Genomic DNA, 18,755 nt, shown 5'->3' with positions numbered 1-18,755 from the left:
CCGCATGATTCCTCTACGATCCTGACGACCATGTGGTAGGCCGACGGTGACAGCGAACGATGTCCATCGGCAAGCACGACGCGGCGACTCGAAAGCTCGGAGCACCACAGGGTGTGAGCCCCGATCGACTCTGCTGGGCGGAAACCAGCCCGACGCAATTTTCGGATCACCTCATCGGTGGGATATCCCGAAGGCCCTCGGGCGCTCACTGCGACCTCCTGTAGCTGTTCATCACCCCGGCCTGGCGCTCGCGCGCCATTCCTTCCGTCGGCGGGCGTCCGGCCGTTTGTCGCTACTCACGGCGCGCCTGTGCTGCAGGACATTCGAAGACGCCCACCGGGGAACCTGCCAGACCCCCGGTGGGCGGGCACATTGATTCTGTCGAGGAAAACAATGCGCTGCAATGCTATACATGGATCTTTCGCTGACTGAAATCGAACACTATTGCAGCGCATCCCGATTCAGTCGCGCGCGCTGCACCCGCAGGGCGGCAAGGTCCAGCTTCACACAACCCCTACCACCTTGCCGCCCCTTTCCGCGAGCGCACTGATACTAGCGGGTGATCGGCATTACCTGTCAAGATATGAAGCAATGTCGCTGTTCGATCGTCATACCGATCAACTAGTCGACTTTCTCCGCATGGGGGGTGCCTTTGCCGAACACTGAGTGGTAACCTGCAGAAACGCGCTATCACTTATCCCGCGGTCACTGCGCCCAGGACTTTGCCTGGTCGGGGGTGGCGGCGGGACCACGCGGAGCCTGGCCCATGCATCGGCTCCTGCTTTGCCGATAGCCGGCACGTGGCACGGCGACATCTCGCCGCCCAGGAAAGGACGACAGTGCCCCAGCTACTTCATGTCGATTCGTCGGCTGATCTTCACTCCTCTACCAGCCGGGAACTTACGGCGCGGTTCGCGGCGGAATGGAGCTCATCCGGGGCTGAGTACTCGGTGGTGCGGCGCGACCTGCATACCAGTCCGCTGCCGCACATCCCGACGAACGAGCTGCACTGGGCGCCGAGACTGCGCACCCCCGGCCGGCCCGTGCCCGTCGAGGCCGATGCCCTTCAGCGCGAGCTGATCGAGGAGCTGATCGGGGCCGACGTCGTCGTGATCGGTGCTCCGATGTACAACTGGTCGATCCCGTCGACCTTGAAGGCGGGGATCGACTACATCCATGTGCCCGGCATCACCACCACGTTCGACGCGGTGACGGAGCCGCTGGCCGGAAAACCTGTGATCGTGGTGACCAGCCGGGGCGATCAGTATGGCCCCGGGACCCCCGATGAGCTCATCGATCACCAGATCCCGCCACTGCAGCAGGTGCTCGGGGTGGCTCTGGGCATGGACGTCACCTTCGTCCGTGCCGAACTGACCCTGGCCTCACGCGTTCCGGCGATGGCCTCGTGGGTGGACACATCGCAGTCGAACAAGGCGACTGCCCAGCACGAGGTTGTCGATTTGGCGCGGCAGTTCGCGAAGCATTTCGGCTGACCCCAGAAGTGCCGACCGTGGTCGCTTCACATCGAGAGGGGCGACCGCGGCACCGGGGCTGATCATGAGGCACCGACCATCACGAAGGGCACGGCGATGCAAGAATTCATCGACTTCCTCGGCGCGCAAACACCGTACGACCTGCTCGACAGTGACGATCTCGACAAGCTCGCACGCACGGTGGAGGTGGAATTCTTCGGCAGCGGCGACGTCATCGTCCCCGAGAATGTACCGGCGCTCGAACATCTCTACATCGTCAGGACCGGTGCTGTCGAAGTCCTGGACCGTGGCCGCACGGTCGATGTACTCACCTCGGGCGACACCTTCGGTCACGTCTCGGTGCTCTCCGGACTGCCGCCGGCTCTCGTAGTGCGCGCCGCCGAAGACACCCTCTGCTACCGCATCCCCGATCCTCGCACGGTGATCGCACATCCGGACCGCCTGCGCTACGCACACTACGGAACAGTCACTGCGCGTGAGCGCCTGCTCGCATCCGGCGGATCGTTCAACAGGCTCGAACGCCTCATCGTCGATCTCACCCACCCCATTTCCTGGTGCCATGCCTCCGATTCCATCCGCGAGGTCGCCCAGACCATGACCCGCACCGGCCAGTCGTGCGCGAACTTCGTGCACGACGGCCAGATCGGCATCGTCACCGACGACGATTTCCGCAAGAGGGTGGCCACCGGGGAGATTCCGGTGGATGCACCGATTTCGGCGATCGCCAGCATCCCGGCGATGGCGGTCTCGTCCGATGTCACGGTCAGCGCCGCCTACCTGCACATGGTTGAACACGGCATCCATCACCTCGTCGTCACCGACACCAGCGGCAGCGCAGTGGGCATTGCGCGAGTCGTCGACATCGCAGCAACCGACGTGCGTCATCCCTTGCTCATCCGCAGCGCAACCGCGTCGGCGAACTCGTTCGACGAGCTCGCTCGGGCCGCCACGATGCTGCGCCCCACCGCGGTCGAACTCTGGGATGCCGGAGTCCCACCCTTCCATCTGGGGGCGCTGTACTCGACGATGGTCGAAGCCGTCTTCCGCAAGATCATCGATCTGTCCACCAGCACAGCGCCCCTCGCCGGTATCCACAGCAGCTGGATGCTGCTCGGATCGCTCGGACGACGCGAGCCACTGCTGAACTCGGACATCGATACCGCACTCGTGTGGAACCCGACCGCCGTCGACGGATCCACCCAACCCAGTCGTGAAGACATCGCAACAGCCTGCCGCCCCCTGCTGGACCGGCTCGACCAGTTCGGCCTGATGCCCTGCCCCGAAGGGCTCAACGCCTCCTCCCCCCTGTTCAACCGTACCGTCGGTGCGTGGCAACAAGCGGCCGCACTCTGGCGGGCCGAGCTCGACAACGCCAAATACCTTATGCTCACCTCAACCCTGCTCGACGCGCGCCCAATCACCAATACCGCACTGGCGCAACCGGTACGCGCAGCATTTTCGGCCGGAGCCGAAGACCCCAGTTTCGGCCGCACCTTCACGCACTACTCCCTGGGGAGTCGACCGCCCTCCGGTTTCACCCGCAACTTCGTCATCGGCCGATTCGGCGAACTCAAAGGCCACCTCAATCTGAAGAAGGCAGGACTGCGACCGGTCGCATCCTTGGCTCGTGCGCTCGCTCTTCGCACGGGGGACACGACCGGGTCGACCGTGGACCGCCTCGATCGCGCACACGCGGCCGGGTGGCTCAACATCGACGAAGCGGAATCCCTCAAGGGCGCCTTCAGACTGTGCTACGAACTCGTCCTCGACGAACAGATTCAGGCAATCAAAGGGGACCGTGAAATCCGTTCCACCGTCGATGTCGACAAGCTCGACAGTCTCCAGCGACGGCACCTACGCGCAGCGTTTCGCGCCATCAACCAGGTCCAAGAACGGATCAGTTCGGATCGGTACGAACAATGACCAGGAAACTTGGGTGGAGGCGGCGCGGCGCTGACCACGGCCGTGTCGATGAGTCAAACAGCCGGCAACCACCAAATTGGCGGTCGTCGAACTACCTCGTTATCGATCTGGAGACCACGGGTCTCGATACCTGCAACGATCACATCGTCTCGTACGGAGCGGTGCCCATTCGAGAAGGCCGAATCGCGACCTCGGAGGCCACGTACAGTCTGGTCCGATCGGAACGTGAGAGCTCGGAAGCAGCGCTGCGGACTCACTGTCTGCGTAGACAGGATCTGGCTGCAGCGCCGTCGGTCGGCGAATGCGTCGACCGACTCGACGAACTGCTGCGCGGGCATATCCTCGTGGCACACGGTGCGTGGATTGAGCACTCTTTTCTCCGGCGCGCGTTCAAATGCTCCCAACGCCTGTTCACCTACGACGTCATCGACACAGCGAAACTCGCATCGCTTGTCCTGGACGTTTCTGTGGGGCCGAACCAGTCGATCGGACTCGAATACGCCACATCTCGTATGGGCCTGCCCGTGCACACTCCACACCACGCGCTCGGGACGCGATGACTACCGCTAATCTGTTCCTTGCGCTCGCCAGTAAACTTGAGCGCCGGGAGGACTCGCTCACTGGCAGTCGCCTGATCACACTGTCGACCTGACCCCTTGACCAGCGTTTAGTCGATACTCGACTGGTCCAGGAGCGCCAGCAGATCAGCGAGGAGTTTGTCGGCTTCGTCTTCGATGCCGTCGAGGATGTCGGTGACCTCTTCGAGGTGGGTGTGAGCTCCTCGGCGGGCGGCGATGCCGCGTTCGTAGTAGCCCTGATCCAGCTCGACATCATCGACCACGACCGGGACCGGTGCGTCCTCGCCTGACTTTGTCGGGGGCTGCCAGGCCGGAGGCCGCTTGTGTACCGGTGCTGACCCGGCCAGATGCGCCCGGACCAGGGCGGCGATGGAGTGCCCGGTCAACGGAGTCGGATCGTAGGGCGTGTGGCCCCACCGGTCGATGGGTGTGAAAAGTGGTTGTTCGTCGCGGCGCGCACTGTCCGCGAACACCGAGAGGCTCGCACCTTTGTCGAGGCGACCGGCGAGGAGCTTGGCGCTCGGATACCGGTCCAAGAACCCAAGCACCTCAACCCAATTCCGATACACAACAACAGGTTCGACACCGGATTCGGTGGCAACCCGCACCCAACCCTCACCCGCCTTGACGACCAGCGCGTCACGCTCGGTGGTGACGTCGGTGCGCCGCAGCCGTGCGATCTCCTCGAACCCCAGACCAGTGGCGGCCAACGTGAGGAGGAGTGCGTCGCGGCGGCCGAACAACCCGCCCGGCCACCCGGTGACCGGGATCCGTGGCACCACCTGCGCCACCCGCTCCCCGACCCGGGACAGCCGGTCCGCCCGCGTCATGTTGAGCAGCTGCCGCGATAGAACCACGGCAGATCTCGAGCGTGAACTCCGCATGCTCGCCTCTGTCCGCGTCTACCTCCGGGACGCGGAGGGGACGGATCTACGGATTCCGACCACCGCCGTCGACGAGGTGCTCGATGAATTCAACAGACTCGATCGGAAGACCTGACCCCTTTCATCCCTGCTCTCGGTGGGGATCGGTCCGTGTACAACTCGCGCACTCGGCCCACGATCTGACGATCAAACGACAGAGCAAGCATGTCGGACCCCGCCCCTATCCTCCCCGGTAACAGCACGAACGGCGGAGGGAAGGCGAGCGATGACGACCACCGTCACCGGCAATCCCCTGCCGCTGCCGGGGATGCCCTCCCCGACTCCTCCCCCGGCGCTCGAACAGCTGGTCCTGATCGGTGCACCGCAGCCGATCCGGATACCTGAACGGCTGTGGCGGACCTGGCTCGACGACCCGGTTGTGGTGGCCCGGTTCGAGGCGAAACGCTATCGGCGACAAGAGAATCTATGCTCGATTTGGATAGCGGGTGTCAGTTTCACGGGCCACGGATCGTTCCGGGCCGCCAGCCTGCCCGGGCGCTCCCGGCGGGGCACCGTGCCCGCGCACCTGTTCGCCTACCAACTCGAATACGGGATCATCCCCCGCCTCGGCTGGTCCGGCGCCGACGACGCGGTGCTGTGCCACCAGTGCGACTTCGCCGGCTGCACCAACCCGCACCACCTGCGCCTGGGCATCAACCGCTCCAACCGCAACGAGTACGACCTGCGGCGCCGCAACCTCGCCAGCCCCCTGTCGGATGTCCGCGGCGCGGCCGGCCGCACCCGCGCCATCGCGGCAGCCGTCCGCACCGGCCTGGCCAACCACGAAGATCCCCAGACCATCGAATCCCGGATCCGGGACGCCGAGGCCGCCGGATCCCCACTGACGCTGTGGTGACGACCGCTTACAGTTCCCGGATCCAGACAGCGCGTAGTGCTCAGCAGGAGTGCAGGACCTGGCTCATCGCGTCCTTCTCCGCCTGGGTCACCCACAGCCGGTAGAGGGCTTTGACATCGATCTGCCGGGAGACGTAGGTGCACCGGTAGGCCTTGTCCGGCGGCAACCAGGATGCGGCGTCGGAATCGGACTTCTACGAGTTGGTGGGGCCGTCGACGGCCTGCAGGTTGCGGGGGTCGTTGGCCAGGTCGCGGCGCTGCTCCGGGCTGAGTTGTTGGGCGCCCTTCTGCCACGCGTCGGACAGGGCGACGATGTGATCGATTTGCACCGCGGTGGAGGTGTCCTGGCCGCGGACGAACGCGATGGTCGTATTGGTGTAGGTGTCGTGCAGGGTGCCGGTCGCCACCACACAGTCCTTCGTGCTGGTCTTGTAGGTCAGGTCGACCAGGTCGCGTCGGAGGATGTCGTTGCGGGTGTCGCAGCCGTTGTGGCCGCCCTCGACGCCGTTGTCGTCGGACCACGACGGGCCGAACTGCTCCCGCGTGTAGCCGGTCTTCGGGGCGCGGCCCTTGACCGGAAGCGTCTCGAGCTTCGCCAACGCCGGCGCCGCATCGAATATCGGTGCCGGGGCGGCCGGGGCGCCGCCGAGCGACCCGGTTCCCGGGTCCGCGTCGGCGATGGCCGAGCACCCGGCCAGGCCGAGCACGGTGACCGCACCCAACGCGAGCAGGGCGATCCGGGGGCGTTGGCGCATGCGACTGTTTCTCCTGTTACCTGTGTGACTGATGGTTCACACAGTATGGCGTGCGCCTCCGACAACCGGCGCCGCGGGACGGACCGAATTGCGGTGTCGGATGACGACCGTCGAGGAAACCTCGACCTCAGCGGGCACCGGGATCAGGTGGCGTGTTGTGTCAGCAGCCAGCCGCGTCGCGCGCCCCTTGTACGTGTGCGATTCGTCATCGGAGTGTCAGTAGTGCAACCTGCGATTTCGTCACTCGAGGTCAGTAGGTCTCGTCGCCGGATGTCAGTAGACGACGCTGAGCTGCGCGAACGCCGAAGGTCATGTTCTATTTGACGCCCAGTTTCCGGATCGATCAGCGAACTACCTCTACCGGGCCGCCCGGACGGGCCAGCACGTTCCGCTGCGCGGCAGGCCCCGGAGGAGGGCGTGCGTTGGCACGCCCTCCCGGTCGCGTCACGCGATACATAGGGTTGTCAGTCGAGGTAGACCAGTGTGCGCCCCTGAGTTTCCCCGTCGAGGATGTGGTCGAGTGCTCCCGACAGCTCGTCCAGGGTGACCTCCGAGGTGCCGAGGGCGTCGAGGTTGCCGGGGCGCAGGTCCGTGCCGAGTTGCTGCCACACGGTCCGGCGCAGTCCGATCGGGCACTGCACGGAGTCGATTCCGATCAGGCTCACGCCGCGCAAGATGAAGGGAAAGACCGTGGTGGGCAGCTTTACACCGCCGGTGTTTCCTGACGCTGCCACGCTCGCGTCGTATTTGAGGCTGCTCAGTATGTAGGCCAAGGTGTTGCCACCGACGCAGTCGATCGCTCCGGCCCATCGTTCGCGTTGCAGAGGTTTGTCGACTGACGACGTCTCGGCGCGGGTGAGTACCTCGGTGGCGCCGAGTTTGGTCAGCCACGCAGCTGCGTCCTCCTTGCCCGTCGAGGCCGCGACCTCGTAGCCTTTGCCGGCGAGGATGTTCACCGCGACGCTGCCGACGCCGCCGGTGGCACCGGTGACGAGGACCGGTCCGTTGCCGGGTTGCAGACCCTGCACTTCGAGTGCGCGGACGCTGAGCGCTGCAGTGAAGCCGGCGGTTCCCACGCTCATCGCCTGACGTGCGGTGAGGGTGTCGGGAAGGGGCACGACCCAGTCCGCCGGTACTCGCGCGAACTGGCTGAAGCCGCCGCTGTGCGCCACGCCGACGTCGTATCCGTGGACGATGACCTCGGTACCGACGTCGAGGCCCGACGATCCTGGATTCACCACTGTGCCGGCAAGATCGATCCCGGGAATCAGTGTGGTGAGGCGCGCGACCTTGCCGTTCGCCGAACTGGCGAGGCCGTCCTTGTAGTTCACGCTCGACCAGGTCACCCGGATGACCACGTCGCCAGCCCCGAGGTCGTCGAGGCGCAGATCGCGCACCTCTCGGGTGGTGTGACCGTCGGCGTGATGAACGACGAATGCACGGAATGAGTCGGTAAGTGCCATGAGATCTCCTGCAGTTCTGGGGATTACTGGCAGTCTCACAGCGGCCGACGGGTTCGGGAATCGACAGATCGTCCGGGGCTGCGCTCATTTGGGAACACCTTGTCAGTGGTGCAGCTCACCTGTCAGCCGCACAGTGATCCCATGCTTCTCGACAGACTTTTGCGGCCCCAATCGATCGCGGTTGTGGGCGCCTCCCCTCGCTCGTTCATCGGCAGCGTCGCATTGCGGAACTGCCTCGAACTGGGGTACACCGGGGCCCTCATTCCGGTGGCGCAGAACCACAGTGAGGTCGCCGGACTTCGCGGCGTGCCGTCGCTGAGCGCGATAGACAAGACCCCGGACCTCGCGGTCGTGCAGGTTCGCACCGACCGGATCCTTCCGATCGTCCGGGAAGGTCTCGAAGCCGGCGTCCGTGGATTCGTCATCCCCGGAGCCGGCTACACCGACTCCGGCGCCGATGCCCTCGCCGTCTCCGACGGTTTGGCCGCGCTGCGGCGCGAGTACGACTTCGAGGTGGTGGGGCCGAACTGTATGGGCGTGCTCGACCTCGTCACCCGGGCGGCGCCCTACGTCGGAACGGTCACCTCGGACGTTCGCCGTGGCACTGTCGCGGTGGTGGCACAAAGTGGTGCGATCATCGAAGCGTTCGTCAATGTCGGCGGCCGGGTGCCGTTGTCGACCGCGGTGTCGTCGGGCAGCGAGGCAGTGACCGGGTTGGCCGATTACCTCGACTTCTTCACCGAAGACGTCCATACCTCGTCGGTCCTCGCGTTCATCGAAACACTCACCGACGCCACACGAACCCTTGCCGCGGCCCGCCGGCTGAGTGAGGCCGGCAAGACCCTCGCCGTCTGCATCGTCGGGCATTCGGACACCGCCACCGACGGCGTGACCGCGCACTCGGGGAAGCTGGCGGCCGGGGCTCGGCTCACGACCGCGGCGTTCCGCCAGGCTGGCGCGTTGATTGCCGACGACCTCGACGAACTCATGGCCTTTGGTGAGCTTCTCGGGGCCGGCCGCGGTCGTCCCCGGGGACGACGCACCCACGTGGTGACGAACTCCGGGGGCGAGGGCAATCTCATCGCCGACATCGCCGATACCGTAGGACTGCAGCTGCCGCTGATGAGCTCGGCCGCGGTGAAAGCGCTGCGGGAACGGTGGCCATTTCTCGGGGTCCGCAACCCACTCGACCCCTGGGGCGCGGACGACTACACGAACATCTACCCCACCGCGATCCACCACGCCGCCCAGGAACCCGGTGACATCTTGCTGGTCGCGATGGACCAACACCGCGCGTCCGGCCCGCACGAACGTGAGCTCGGACGCGCTCTGGCCCAGTACCTGCACGACACCGACTCCGGACAGGGAAAGTTTCCGGTGCTGCTGAGCCCGGTCAGCGACGAGATCGATCCGGTGCTGGTCGAGTACTGCCGCAAGGCGGCGATTCCAGTGCTGCGCGGGGCACGCCCGGGACTGTCCGCGTTGGCGAAACTGGCAACCGAGGTCCAGGATGTCGCGGAAAGCACCCGGCAGCGCTCTGTCGTCGTCCCCGACCTGCCCCCGTGCGGGACGGTCACCGAAGACCAGGCTCTCGACATCCTCGCGTCGATGGGTGTGACCACTCCGCGCCGGCTTCGCGTCGACAACCCCGCTGAGGCCGCCGCCGCGGCCCGCACTTTGTCGACGCCGATCGTCCTGAAGGGAATCGCCCCGAACATCACCCACAAGACGGAACGCGGTTTGGTGGCGATCAACCCGATCGATGTCGAGCAGTCCGCAGCCGAGATGATCGCCAAAAATCCCGACTTGAACCTCGATTTCCTTGTTGTCGAACAGATTCGGGGTGAGCTTGAGGTGATCATCGGATACAAGCGTGACCGTGTCTTCGGGCCCACGATCATCGTAGGCATCGGCGGGGTGTGGACGGAGTTCCATAACGACGCCGCCGTGCACGTCGGCCCCGTTGACGAGAAGGCTGCGGCCCGTCTCCTCGACGAATCGACCGTCGGCACCATGATGAGCGCCGCACGCGGGGGCGCGCTGCATCGGCCCGGTGTCCTGGCTGCGCTCCGCGCGGTCAGCGACCTCGCCCTCACGCACCCGAACATCCTCAGCATCGACATCAACCCCCTCATCGTCGGCCGCGATCATGCCACCGCGGTCGACGCCGTCATCGAACGCGCGTGAGCGCATTCACCGAGAAAGGAAGAAAATCACCATGAGCAAGAACAAGGACATCACCTCGACACTGCGGGTGCGCATCGGACAGGAGGAGGCGCATTACGGCGGTAACCTCGCCCCGGGTGCGCTGATGCTGAAGTTGTTCGGAGACATCATCACCGAGATCGCAGTGATCACCGACGGTGACGAAGGGTTGTTCGTCGGATACTCCTCGGTCGAGTTCCTCGCCCCGGTCTACGCCGGTGACTTCATCGAAGCCACCGGGCGTGTGGTGAAGATCGGAAACACCAGCCGCACTGTGGAGTTCGAGGCCCGGAAGATCATCGCATCGCGGTACGACCTGGCTCCGAGCGCCGCCGACGTACTCGACGAGCCGGTCGTCGTGGTCCGAGCAACGGGGACCACGGTGATCCCGAAGGAACATTCGCGGGCCCGGTAATCGGCACAGCCGGGCGGCGTCGGCGTGTCCTGTCCCACTTACCTGTCGGGGTGCTCTCGCGACTCCCAGCCCATCAGGGCGGCGTGCAGCGAGGTGCACACCTCACCGGATCCGAGGTCTGCCTCGAGGATCCTCTCGATGGTGGCCAGGCGTTCGTAGAACGACTGACGTGACAGGCGCGCCGCCCGCGCGGCCTCGGTCTTGTTGGCGCGATATTCGAGGTAGACCCGCAGCACCGTGGTGAGGTCGGTGCGATGCCGTGCATCGAACTCGAGCAGCGGGGACAGGGTGCGTTCGACGAACGCCTGGAGCCGGGGGTCGTCGGCGAAGGTGTAGATCAATCCCCGCAGTCTGATGTCGGGGAGCTGGAAGTACAACTTGTCCTCGGGGTGCGCGCGGGCGGCTGCGGTGATGTGGAGGGCCTCGGAGAAGGCGCCGCGGACGGCATCGAGTCCGGTGATCGGCTCGGCCATGCCGATCACCGGTGGCTTCTGCGGCGACAGTCGCCGCAGCTGGGTGGCCAGCCTGGTGACCGTCGCCGGTGCTTGTCCGGCCGTGTCGAGGGGGATCAGGATTCCGACGGTGCCGTTGGACAGCATGTTCAGCAGGCCGACGATGCCTGTCGCCTCGAGTGCTCGTGCCACTGCCTGCAGGCGGTCACCGGTCGCGCCGTCCCCGGGGTGCGCGAGGCCGTCGACCACGACCGCGACCAACTGTCGGCTGCCGAGAGATATCCCCACAGACGCTGCACGTGAGTGTATTTCGCTTTCACTTCGGTACCGGCCCTCGATGAGGTCGGTCAGAATCGATCGCTGGGCGTGAATTTCGATAGCGGTGCGGTCGCGTTCGAGGACACGGTTGAGGGTCAAGGCGGTCGCGGCGCGTTCGAGGATCATCGTCTCCTCGGGCGTGGCCCGGTGCGCGGGCAGCATGATCAATCTGCCGAACACATCGCCGTTGGCTTCGACGGAGGTGACCGCCCACTCCTCGGGTCCGCAGACCGCCGTTCTCGCGCGTGATTGTGCCGCGCGGGAGCGCACCTCCCACCGTTGCAGCAATATATCGACGGGCTGGCCCGCCGGTTCGTAGGCCTGCACGCGGCGCATCAGGTCCTCGAAGACGACTGGTGCCCCGACCATGTGCGCGGCTTCCCGGACGATGTCGGTCACGCTCGCGCCTTCCACCGATAGTGCGGTGAAGGAGGCGTGGGCGCGTTCGGACAATTGCAGTGCCGTCATCTGCTCGTGCAGGATCTGGGTGTGGACCGCCTCGGTGAGGCGGACGAACTCGACCGGCCGGTGGAGCACGATCAGTGGGAGCTGCTGGCGCGTGCAGGCGCGGATCAGGCTGGTCGGCGGTGTGGTGAAACGTCGACCGAGCTCGATGATCAGACCACTCGCCCCGGCGGTTGCCAGAGCGGTGACGTACTCACGCAGTTCTCCTTCGGTGTCCGCGAGTGCGATACCGGTGGTCAAGATCAGTTCCCCACCTTGAAGCATCTGCGCGATGTCCGCGAGCTCGCTCACGTGGACCCACCGCACCGTGCGGCGCACGTGCCTTTTGCCGGCGGCTATCTCGGGGCGTCCTGACTGTACGACCGGCATTGTGATGATTTGTTCGATGGTGGGTAGCACGGTCGGGCTCCAGATAGGTGTCGGCGGCGAACCGGGTCGGCCGGTGTGTGTGTCAGCCGGGTGTACTCAGCAGGTCACGTGCCCGCAGTGCCAGCCACAGCTCGGTGATGTGCGCGGTCGCGGAGAGGTTGCGGCCGGTGATCTCCTCCACCCGGCGCATTCGGTAGACCACGGTTTGGCGGTGGACTCCCGTCGCGGCGGCGGCCTGCTGCCAGGAACGGTCGTGGGTGAGGAAGATGTCGAGAGTTCTCGTCAGATCACTGCCGTGTTCGGCATCGTAGCGCAACAATTGACCCAGCACACGGTCCACCACCAGCTGCGCTTCTTCGGCATCTCGCAGGACCGACAGCAAGGTGACGTCCGCATACCTGCTGAGCCGACTGGCAACGTTCGCCGCGTCGCGCACCGCCCAGTTCGCTTCACGAACCGCTGCCGCGGCTCGGGCCGGGGAGCCGAGCGGGTCGCTGACGCCGACTACCGTATCCGGGCCCAGGCGACGGTGCAGCACGCTGATCGCGTCTTCGGAGGAGGGAAGGAGTGCGTAGAGCAGGCTGGACCGTTTGAGCAGGAGGTGGGGAATCCTGTGCCGGTCAAGGCTGAGATGGACGTGCTGCTCCCCGGTCTCGCTCCCGCCGCGGGCGGCGATGAGGACACAGTCGTCTGCGACGAGTTTGCGCTCGGAGAGCTGCCGGAGAGCGTCGTCCTCGTCGAGCCGGTTGTCGATCAGATGTGCCAGCAGTTCTCCACCGATGCGCCGCTCGTGTTCGCGACGAATGCCTCGTTGGGCGAGCAGGACCGCCGCCGCTGTGGCGATGTGCTGGAGGAGCACGATGTCGGGGGCGGCCGCGCGGTGAGCGTAGGTCAGCAGAACGGTGGGCTCCTCATCGGGAACTTCCACCACCTGCGCTCTCGTGCCTGCGACGTCGAGGTGAACAACCCCCGGGAGGGCGCCGTCGCGTCGGCGGACTTCCGTCAGCAGCGCGTCTCGGAGCCCGTCCGGTATCGCATCGGCGTCATCGAGAACCGGGCGCCCGGTCTCTGCGTCGAGGACGGCGAGCTTGCACGCGAGGTCGCGGGCGAGTTGCGTGAGCGCCCCGTCCCGCGTCGGCTGGGTGACCGATCTGCGGATCATCGTGTAGACCCGCTCGGTCACCGCCATTCGACGGCCCTCGTCCGCGGTCGTGGCGTCGGCGACGGCCCTCCCGATCGCGGCGAATCCCACCGAATAGGGGGCGAAGATGACGGGCAGGGCCAGCGAGTTCGCCGTAGCGGCGGCCGCCGGGTCCAAGGGTGGTGTCTCGGGGTCGATCCCGAGTACCAGACCGCTGATTCCGTGTTCGACCAGGCCTTCGAGGAGGGCGATCTGGCCGGCCGGGGTGGGTGGCAGGGTACGGCCGTTCTTCATGAGCAATTCGCCGCCGGTCATCCACTCCCACGGCCGGTCCAGATCCGAGGTCTGTGCCCAGGTCACCCGGTTGCCGGAGCCCTCACGACCGGCCTGAAGCGCGAGACGTAGATGGGGCGTGTCCAGTAGATCGCCGACGCTGAGGGCCATGAGCATTTCTCCCACCGAATTTGGATCATCATCTAAACGAGATAGCCAGATCTGTACTTTTTGAGTATTCACCCCTGGATGTTCAGGGACCATAGTTGAGCCTCACCAGGATTTTGTGAGGAGCACCACCATGGAATTGGACAACCCGGAGATCGACGTGCATCACGCCCGCTCCTCCCACCCACCCGAGACCGAACAACTCAACCGCGGATTCAACTTCCGCTCCGCGTTGTCGCTCGCCTTCGCCGATGTCTCCCCCATCGTGGCGTTGTACGCGATCTTCACCCTCGGCCTGTTCGCCGCAGGGCCGCAATTCTTTTGGGCGTTCCCGATCGTGTTGGTCGGTCAGCTCGCCGTCGCAGCCGTCTTCGGTGAACTCTCGTCACGGTGGCCCTACGCCGGCAGCGTCTACCAGTGGGCGCGCCATGTCCGCAGCACCACGTGGGGGTGGACCGCGGCGTGGGCCTACATGTGGGGTCTGACCATCGCCCTGTCCACCCTCGCCTACGCCGCGGCGGGATTCATCATCGAGGTGTTCGGGGTCGAACATCCCAGCCGGTGGATGACGACCACGCTGGCGGTGGCGATCATCGCGATCGGCACCGCCACCAACATGATCGGCCGGCAGATTCTCAAGGTCATGATCATCGCCAGCATCATCTGCGAGGTCGTCGGATCGGTCGGGCTGGGGATCGTCCTGCTCCTGTTCTACCGGGAGAACCCCTTCTCCACCCTGTTCGAGGGACTGCCGAACACCGGCGCGTGGGCGTCGGGACCGATGCTGCTGGCCATCGCCTACGCCGGCTTCGCCTTCGTCGGGTTCGAATCCGCCGGCTCGATCGCCGAAGAAGTCGACGACCCCGAACGCAATGTGCCCAAGGCGATTATCCTCGGCCTGCTCAGTGTGGGCTTGATCGTGATGTTCTCGAGCGCAGCGCTGATTCTGGCAATTCCGAATCTGAATCAGGTGCTCGCCGAACAGTCGAGCGATCCGGTGGCATCGACCCTTCTCGCGCACCTCGGATCGGGCGTGGCCAAGCCGCTGCTGATCATGTTCGTCATCGGATTCGTCTCCAGCTTCCTCGCGGTCCAGGCCGCCGTCTCCCGGTGCATCTGGGGAGCGGCCCGCGACCGCGGACTTCCCGGATCCGCGCTGCTCGGCAAACTCGCCGGGCCGGAACGGATGCCGATCAACGCGATCGGTCTGACCGCCCTCGTCGCCGCCCTCCTGGTCCTGCTGGCCGGATCGAGCTTCTACAACATCCTCGTCAACTTCACCGTCATCGGCTTCTACATCGCGTTCGGCATCCCGGTCATCGGGGCCGCGATCGCCCACCTGACCAGCAAGTGGTCCCCGGGACGGTTCACTCTCGGCCGCGCGAGCGCACCGGTGACGTATTTCGCCGCGGTGTGGATCATCTTCCAGACGGTCAACGTCGTATGGCCGCGCATCCAACCCGGTCAGCCCTGGTACATCAACTGGAGCATGCTTATCACCGCGGTCGGGCTCGGCCTGATCGGCGCCGTGGTCTACCTGAAGGTCAAAGACCGCATCATCGAACCGGTCGGCGACCGGATCACGAGCACTACCGGAAAGGAACCGCGATGACCCGCATCGCAGTGATCACCGGCGCCGCGTCCGGCATCGGCGCCGCCGTCGCCACCACACTGGCCGACCACGGCTGGACGGTCGCCGGCCTGGACCTCGTCCCGACCCCGCACACCAGCTACCACGTCGTCGCCGACGTCTCCGATTCCGATTCCGTCACGCAGGCGATCAGATCGGTACAACGCGACGTCGGCCTGATCGATACCCTGGTCACCGCCGCCGGCCACTACTCCACCGCCCCGGTCTCGCAGATCACCGGCGACGCCTGGAACAGGATGCTTCGGGTACACCTGGGCGGGCTGCGCAACACCGCCCACGCCGTGTTGCCCCAGATGCGGGGCCGCGGCCGGGGATCGATCATCGCGATCTCCTCTGAACTCGCCATCGGCGGCGGCGACGGCGAAGCCCACTACGCCGCAGCCAAGGGCGCGGTCATCGGATTCGTGCGCAGCCTGGCCGCCGAAGTCGCACCGCACGGGGTGCGGGTCAACTCGATCGCCCCCGGCCCCACCGACACCCCGATGCTGGCGCCTGATTCGCCGTGGCGGGCACCGGAATACCTCGCCACCCTGCCGGCTCGGCGGTTGTGCCGACCCGACGAAGTGGCCCGCACCGTCCAGTTCCTCCTCGAGGAAGCCGACTTCTGTACCGGAGAAGTGTTGTCCCCCAACAGCGGAGCCGTGATCTGATGACAACTCAGCAGCACCAGCAGGGGAGGATAGCCCTCGTCACCGGCGGCACCCAAGGCATCGGCCGCGCCATCGCGCAACGCCTCGCCGCCGACGGAGCACGGGTCGGTGTCAACGGCCGCAGCGAGAACGCGAGTATGAAAGCCGTCGTCGAACAGATCGACGGGTTCCCCGTGCCCGCCGACATGTCCGACCCCGCCACCATCCGGTCCGCGGTCGCCGCGATCGAACGCAGCGAAGGGTCCGTCGACATCCTGGTCTGCAACGCCGCCTACATGTGCATGGGCGCACTCGGCGAACACCCGGAAGAGGACTGGTGGAAGATCGTCGAAACGAACCTCACCGGCACCTTCCACACCATTCAGGCCGTCCTGCCCGGCATGCGCCGGCGCGGCCGCGGCAACATCGTCATCGTCACCTCCGAATGGGGGGTCACCGGATGGCCGCGCGCCACCGCGTACGCCGCGTCGAAGTCCGGGCTGATCGCCCTCACGAAATCCCTGGGACGTGAACTCGCCCCCGAAAACATCATCGTCAACGCCGTCGCACCCGGTGTCATCGACACCCCCCAACTCGAAGTCGACGCCGCCGACGCACAGATCAGCCTCACCGACATGCACGCCCAATACGCCCACGACATCCCCGTCGGCCGCATCGGCCGACCCGACGAAATCACCGCCGCCGTTGCCCTGCTCGCGCACAAAGAGAACGGCGCCTACGTCGGCCAGACAATTCAGATCAATGGAGGAACAACCCGATGCCGAGCATGACCAACAACTCCGCCCACACCCAAGCCACCGCGCCGGTCGGGCAGGTCGACGGACTCAGCGTCCCCCGGTACGCGGGCCATTCGACCTTCGCCCGGCTCCCCCGCATCGAGGACGTCCCCCGCTACGACGTCGCGATCGTCGGTGTCCCCTTCGACACCGGCGTGACCTACCGCCCGGGTGCCCGGTTCGGCCCCGCGCACATCCGCCAGTCCTCCCGCCTGCTGCGCCCCTACAACCCCGCCCTCGATGTCGAGCCGTTCGCACACCAGCAGGTCGTCGACGCCGGCGACATCGCGTTCAACCCCTTCGACATCGACACCGCCGTCGCCCAGATCGAAACCAGCGCCTACGAACTCATCAAGGACGGCGCCACGCTCGTCACCCTCGGCGGTGACCACACCATCGCCTACCCCCTGCTCAAGGCCGTCAACCGGGTGCACGGCCCGGTCGCGCTCGTCCACTTCGACGCACACCTCGATACCTGGGACACCTACTTCGAGACACCCCTGACCCATGGGACCCCGTTCCGCCGCGCCGCCGAGGATGGTCTGTTCGTCTACGGCCACAGCGCCCACGTCGGCATCCGCGGGTCACTGTACTCACCGAACGATCTCGCATCCGATGCCGAACTCGGCTTCCAGATCGTGCACTGCCGGGAATTCATCCGCCGCCCGATCGACGACATCATCGACCAACTCCGCCAGACCATCGGTGAGACACCGCTGTACGTTTCCATCGACATCGACGTCCTCGACCCCGCCCACGCCCCCGCCACCGGAACCCCCGAGGCCGGCGGTATGACCAGCCGTGAACTGCTCGACATCGTCCGCGGCTTCGACGGACTCAACCTGGTCGGCGCCGACATCGTCGAGGTCTCCCCCGCCTACGACCACGCCGAGATCACCGGGGTTGCCGCGGCCAATCTTGCATACGAGTTCACCTCCCTGCTGGCGAAGAAGTCGTGAGCACCCATGTGTCACCGGGAGCGAAGGACCGTTAAACCATGACCGAACCGGCTGCTCCAGTGCAGTGGCCCCACGGTAAGAAGGGCGCGGCCTGTTTCACCTTCGACGTGGATGCCGAATCAGCTCTGCTCGGTGTGTCCATTCAGCATGCGGGCCGGATGACCGCGATGTCCCACCAGGCCTACGGGCCCCTGGTGGGTGTACCTCGCATCCTCGATCTGCTCGCCCGGCACGAGGTCACCTCGACCTTCTTCGTCCCGGGGTACACCGCCCACCGGTATCCGGATGTCGTTCGAGCGATCGCCGATGCCGGTCATGAGATCGCCCACCACGGTTACCTGCACGAATCGATGGCCGGCCTCACCGCGAAGGAGGAGGCCACGATCCTCGATCGCGGCCTCGATGCCCTCGAGACCGTCACCGGGCAACGCCCGGTCGGCTACCGGGCACCCATGTGGGAGTTGAACTGGCACTCCCCCGGGCTGCTGGCCGATCGCGGCTTTCTCTACGACAGCAGCCTCATGGACGCCGAACATCCCTACGAGCTTGCAGTGGCCGACAGCCGCAGCCTCGTCGAGATCCCGATTCAGTGGGCTCTCGACGACTGGGAACAGTACTGTTACATCCCGGACTTCTCCGGGTCGGGCCTGATCGAAAGCCCGCGCAAGGCCGCCGAGATCTGGGGGCTCGAGTTCGAGGGGATCCGTTCCGTCGGAGGATGCTTCGTGCTCACCAACCACCCCTTCCTGTCCGGCCGGCCGTCCCGAGCGACTGTACTCGAGGAGCTGATTCAGCACGTCAGTTCTCAGGACGACGTATGGCTTACGTCCATGCACGCCATCGCCTCACACATCAGAGGACTCGGACTCTCGCCACGCTCGATCGAGCGGCCTGACCCAAACGATTTCTAACACCGATACATG

Annotated in this window: 15 protein-coding genes and 1 pseudogene; 11 read left to right on the top strand and 5 right to left on the bottom strand. The window is 65.7% G+C overall.

Annotated features, from left to right (window positions below; all coding sequences use genetic code 11):
* Window positions 1-800 precede the first annotated feature (800 nt).
* From BLV94_RS03285 to BLV94_RS51975, 3 genes are all read left to right on the top strand, one after another.
* Entirely contained in the window at window positions 801-1,493 is a 693-nt protein-coding gene (locus tag BLV94_RS03285; RefSeq protein ID WP_341866448.1) for an FMN-dependent NADH-azoreductase, read from the top strand.
* A gap of 96 nt (window positions 1,494-1,589) precedes the next feature.
* Window positions 1,590-3,416, top strand: a complete 1,827-nt coding sequence (locus BLV94_RS03280; RefSeq protein WP_072949120.1) for a putative nucleotidyltransferase substrate binding domain-containing protein — start codon at window positions 1,590-1,592, stop codon at window positions 3,414-3,416.
* Window positions 3,413-3,976 (top strand): 3'-5' exonuclease, encoded by a 564-nt coding sequence (locus tag BLV94_RS51975; RefSeq protein ID WP_143051321.1) that lies wholly within the window; start codon window positions 3,413-3,415, stop codon window positions 3,974-3,976. Before BLV94_RS03280 ends, BLV94_RS51975 begins: the two co-directional genes overlap by 4 nt.
* 107 nt (window positions 3,977-4,083) lie before the next feature.
* On the opposite strand, the gene BLV94_RS03270 is transcribed toward BLV94_RS51975, so the two are convergent.
* Window positions 4,084-4,851 (bottom strand): hypothetical protein, encoded by a 768-nt coding sequence (locus tag BLV94_RS03270; protein WP_244163460.1) that lies wholly within the window; start codon window positions 4,849-4,851, stop codon window positions 4,084-4,086.
* 292 nt (window positions 4,852-5,143) lie between these two features.
* On the opposite strand from BLV94_RS03270, the gene BLV94_RS03265 reads away from it, so the two are divergent.
* Window positions 5,144-5,773 carry a hypothetical protein gene (locus tag BLV94_RS03265; protein ID WP_083395436.1) on the top strand — a complete coding sequence of 210 codons (630 nt, stop codon included), beginning with the start codon at window positions 5,144-5,146 and terminating at the stop codon, window positions 5,771-5,773.
* Between the two features lie 40 nt (window positions 5,774-5,813).
* On the opposite strand, the pseudogene BLV94_RS03260 reads toward BLV94_RS03265, so the two are convergent.
* A pseudogene (locus BLV94_RS03260) lies at window positions 5,814-6,527 on the bottom strand (HNH endonuclease family protein).
* A 464-nt stretch (window positions 6,528-6,991) separates the two neighbouring features.
* Complete coding sequence (locus BLV94_RS03255; RefSeq protein ID WP_072949124.1) at window positions 6,992-7,990, bottom strand: oxidoreductase; 999 nt, start codon at window positions 7,988-7,990, stop codon at window positions 6,992-6,994.
* 141 nt (window positions 7,991-8,131) lie between these two features.
* On the opposite strand from BLV94_RS03255, the gene BLV94_RS03250 reads away from it, so the two are divergent.
* Window positions 8,132-10,177, top strand: a complete 2,046-nt coding sequence (locus BLV94_RS03250) for an acetate--CoA ligase family protein (protein ID WP_083395435.1) — start codon at window positions 8,132-8,134, stop codon at window positions 10,175-10,177.
* 31 nt (window positions 10,178-10,208) lie between these two features.
* Window positions 10,209-10,610, top strand: a complete 402-nt coding sequence (gene kal / locus BLV94_RS03245; RefSeq protein ID WP_072949127.1) for a 3-aminobutyryl-CoA ammonia lyase — start codon at window positions 10,209-10,211, stop codon at window positions 10,608-10,610.
* A 38-nt stretch (window positions 10,611-10,648) separates the two neighbouring features.
* Here kal and BLV94_RS03240 read toward each other — a convergent pair whose 3' ends face one another.
* Together BLV94_RS03240 and BLV94_RS03235 are read right to left on the bottom strand one after the other, a co-directional pair.
* Entirely contained in the window at window positions 10,649-12,214 is a 1,566-nt protein-coding gene (locus BLV94_RS03240; protein WP_083395434.1) for a PucR family transcriptional regulator, read from the bottom strand.
* A gap of 82 nt (window positions 12,215-12,296) precedes the next feature.
* A complete protein-coding gene (locus BLV94_RS03235; RefSeq protein ID WP_244163488.1) occupies window positions 12,297-13,805 on the bottom strand; it encodes a PucR family transcriptional regulator in 1,509 nt (502 codons plus the stop codon).
* A gap of 124 nt (window positions 13,806-13,929) precedes the next feature.
* On the opposite strand from BLV94_RS03235, the gene BLV94_RS03230 reads away from it, so the two are divergent.
* Genes BLV94_RS03230 through BLV94_RS03210 form a run of 5 tightly spaced genes read left to right on the top strand, consistent with a single transcriptional unit; the run spans window position 13,930 to window position 18,743 of the window.
* Window positions 13,930-15,408 carry an APC family permease gene (locus BLV94_RS03230; RefSeq protein WP_072949130.1) on the top strand — a complete coding sequence of 493 codons (1,479 nt, stop codon included), beginning with the start codon at window positions 13,930-13,932 and terminating at the stop codon, window positions 15,406-15,408.
* Complete coding sequence (locus tag BLV94_RS03225; protein WP_072949132.1) at window positions 15,405-16,097, top strand: SDR family NAD(P)-dependent oxidoreductase; 693 nt, start codon at window positions 15,405-15,407, stop codon at window positions 16,095-16,097. Before BLV94_RS03230 ends, BLV94_RS03225 begins: the two co-directional genes overlap by 4 nt.
* Entirely contained in the window at window positions 16,097-16,867 is a 771-nt protein-coding gene (locus BLV94_RS03220) for an SDR family NAD(P)-dependent oxidoreductase (protein ID WP_072949133.1), read from the top strand. The genes BLV94_RS03225 and BLV94_RS03220 overlap by 1 nt, the downstream gene beginning before the upstream one ends.
* Window positions 16,864-17,832 (top strand): agmatinase, encoded by a 969-nt coding sequence (speB, locus tag BLV94_RS03215; RefSeq protein ID WP_072949153.1) that lies wholly within the window; start codon window positions 16,864-16,866, stop codon window positions 17,830-17,832. Before BLV94_RS03220 ends, speB begins: the two co-directional genes overlap by 4 nt.
* A gap of 38 nt (window positions 17,833-17,870) precedes the next feature.
* Window positions 17,871-18,743, top strand: a complete 873-nt coding sequence (locus tag BLV94_RS03210) for a polysaccharide deacetylase family protein (RefSeq protein WP_072949135.1) — start codon at window positions 17,871-17,873, stop codon at window positions 18,741-18,743.
* The last annotated feature ends 12 nt before the right edge of the window (window positions 18,744-18,755 follow it).

The organism is Rhodococcus koreensis (assembly GCF_900105905.1).
Lineage (GTDB): Bacteria > Actinomycetota > Actinomycetes > Mycobacteriales > Mycobacteriaceae > Rhodococcus_F > Rhodococcus_F koreensis.
The sequence above is the reverse complement of the archived record's forward strand: the minus strand, read 5'-3'. Positions and strand labels throughout refer to the sequence as shown.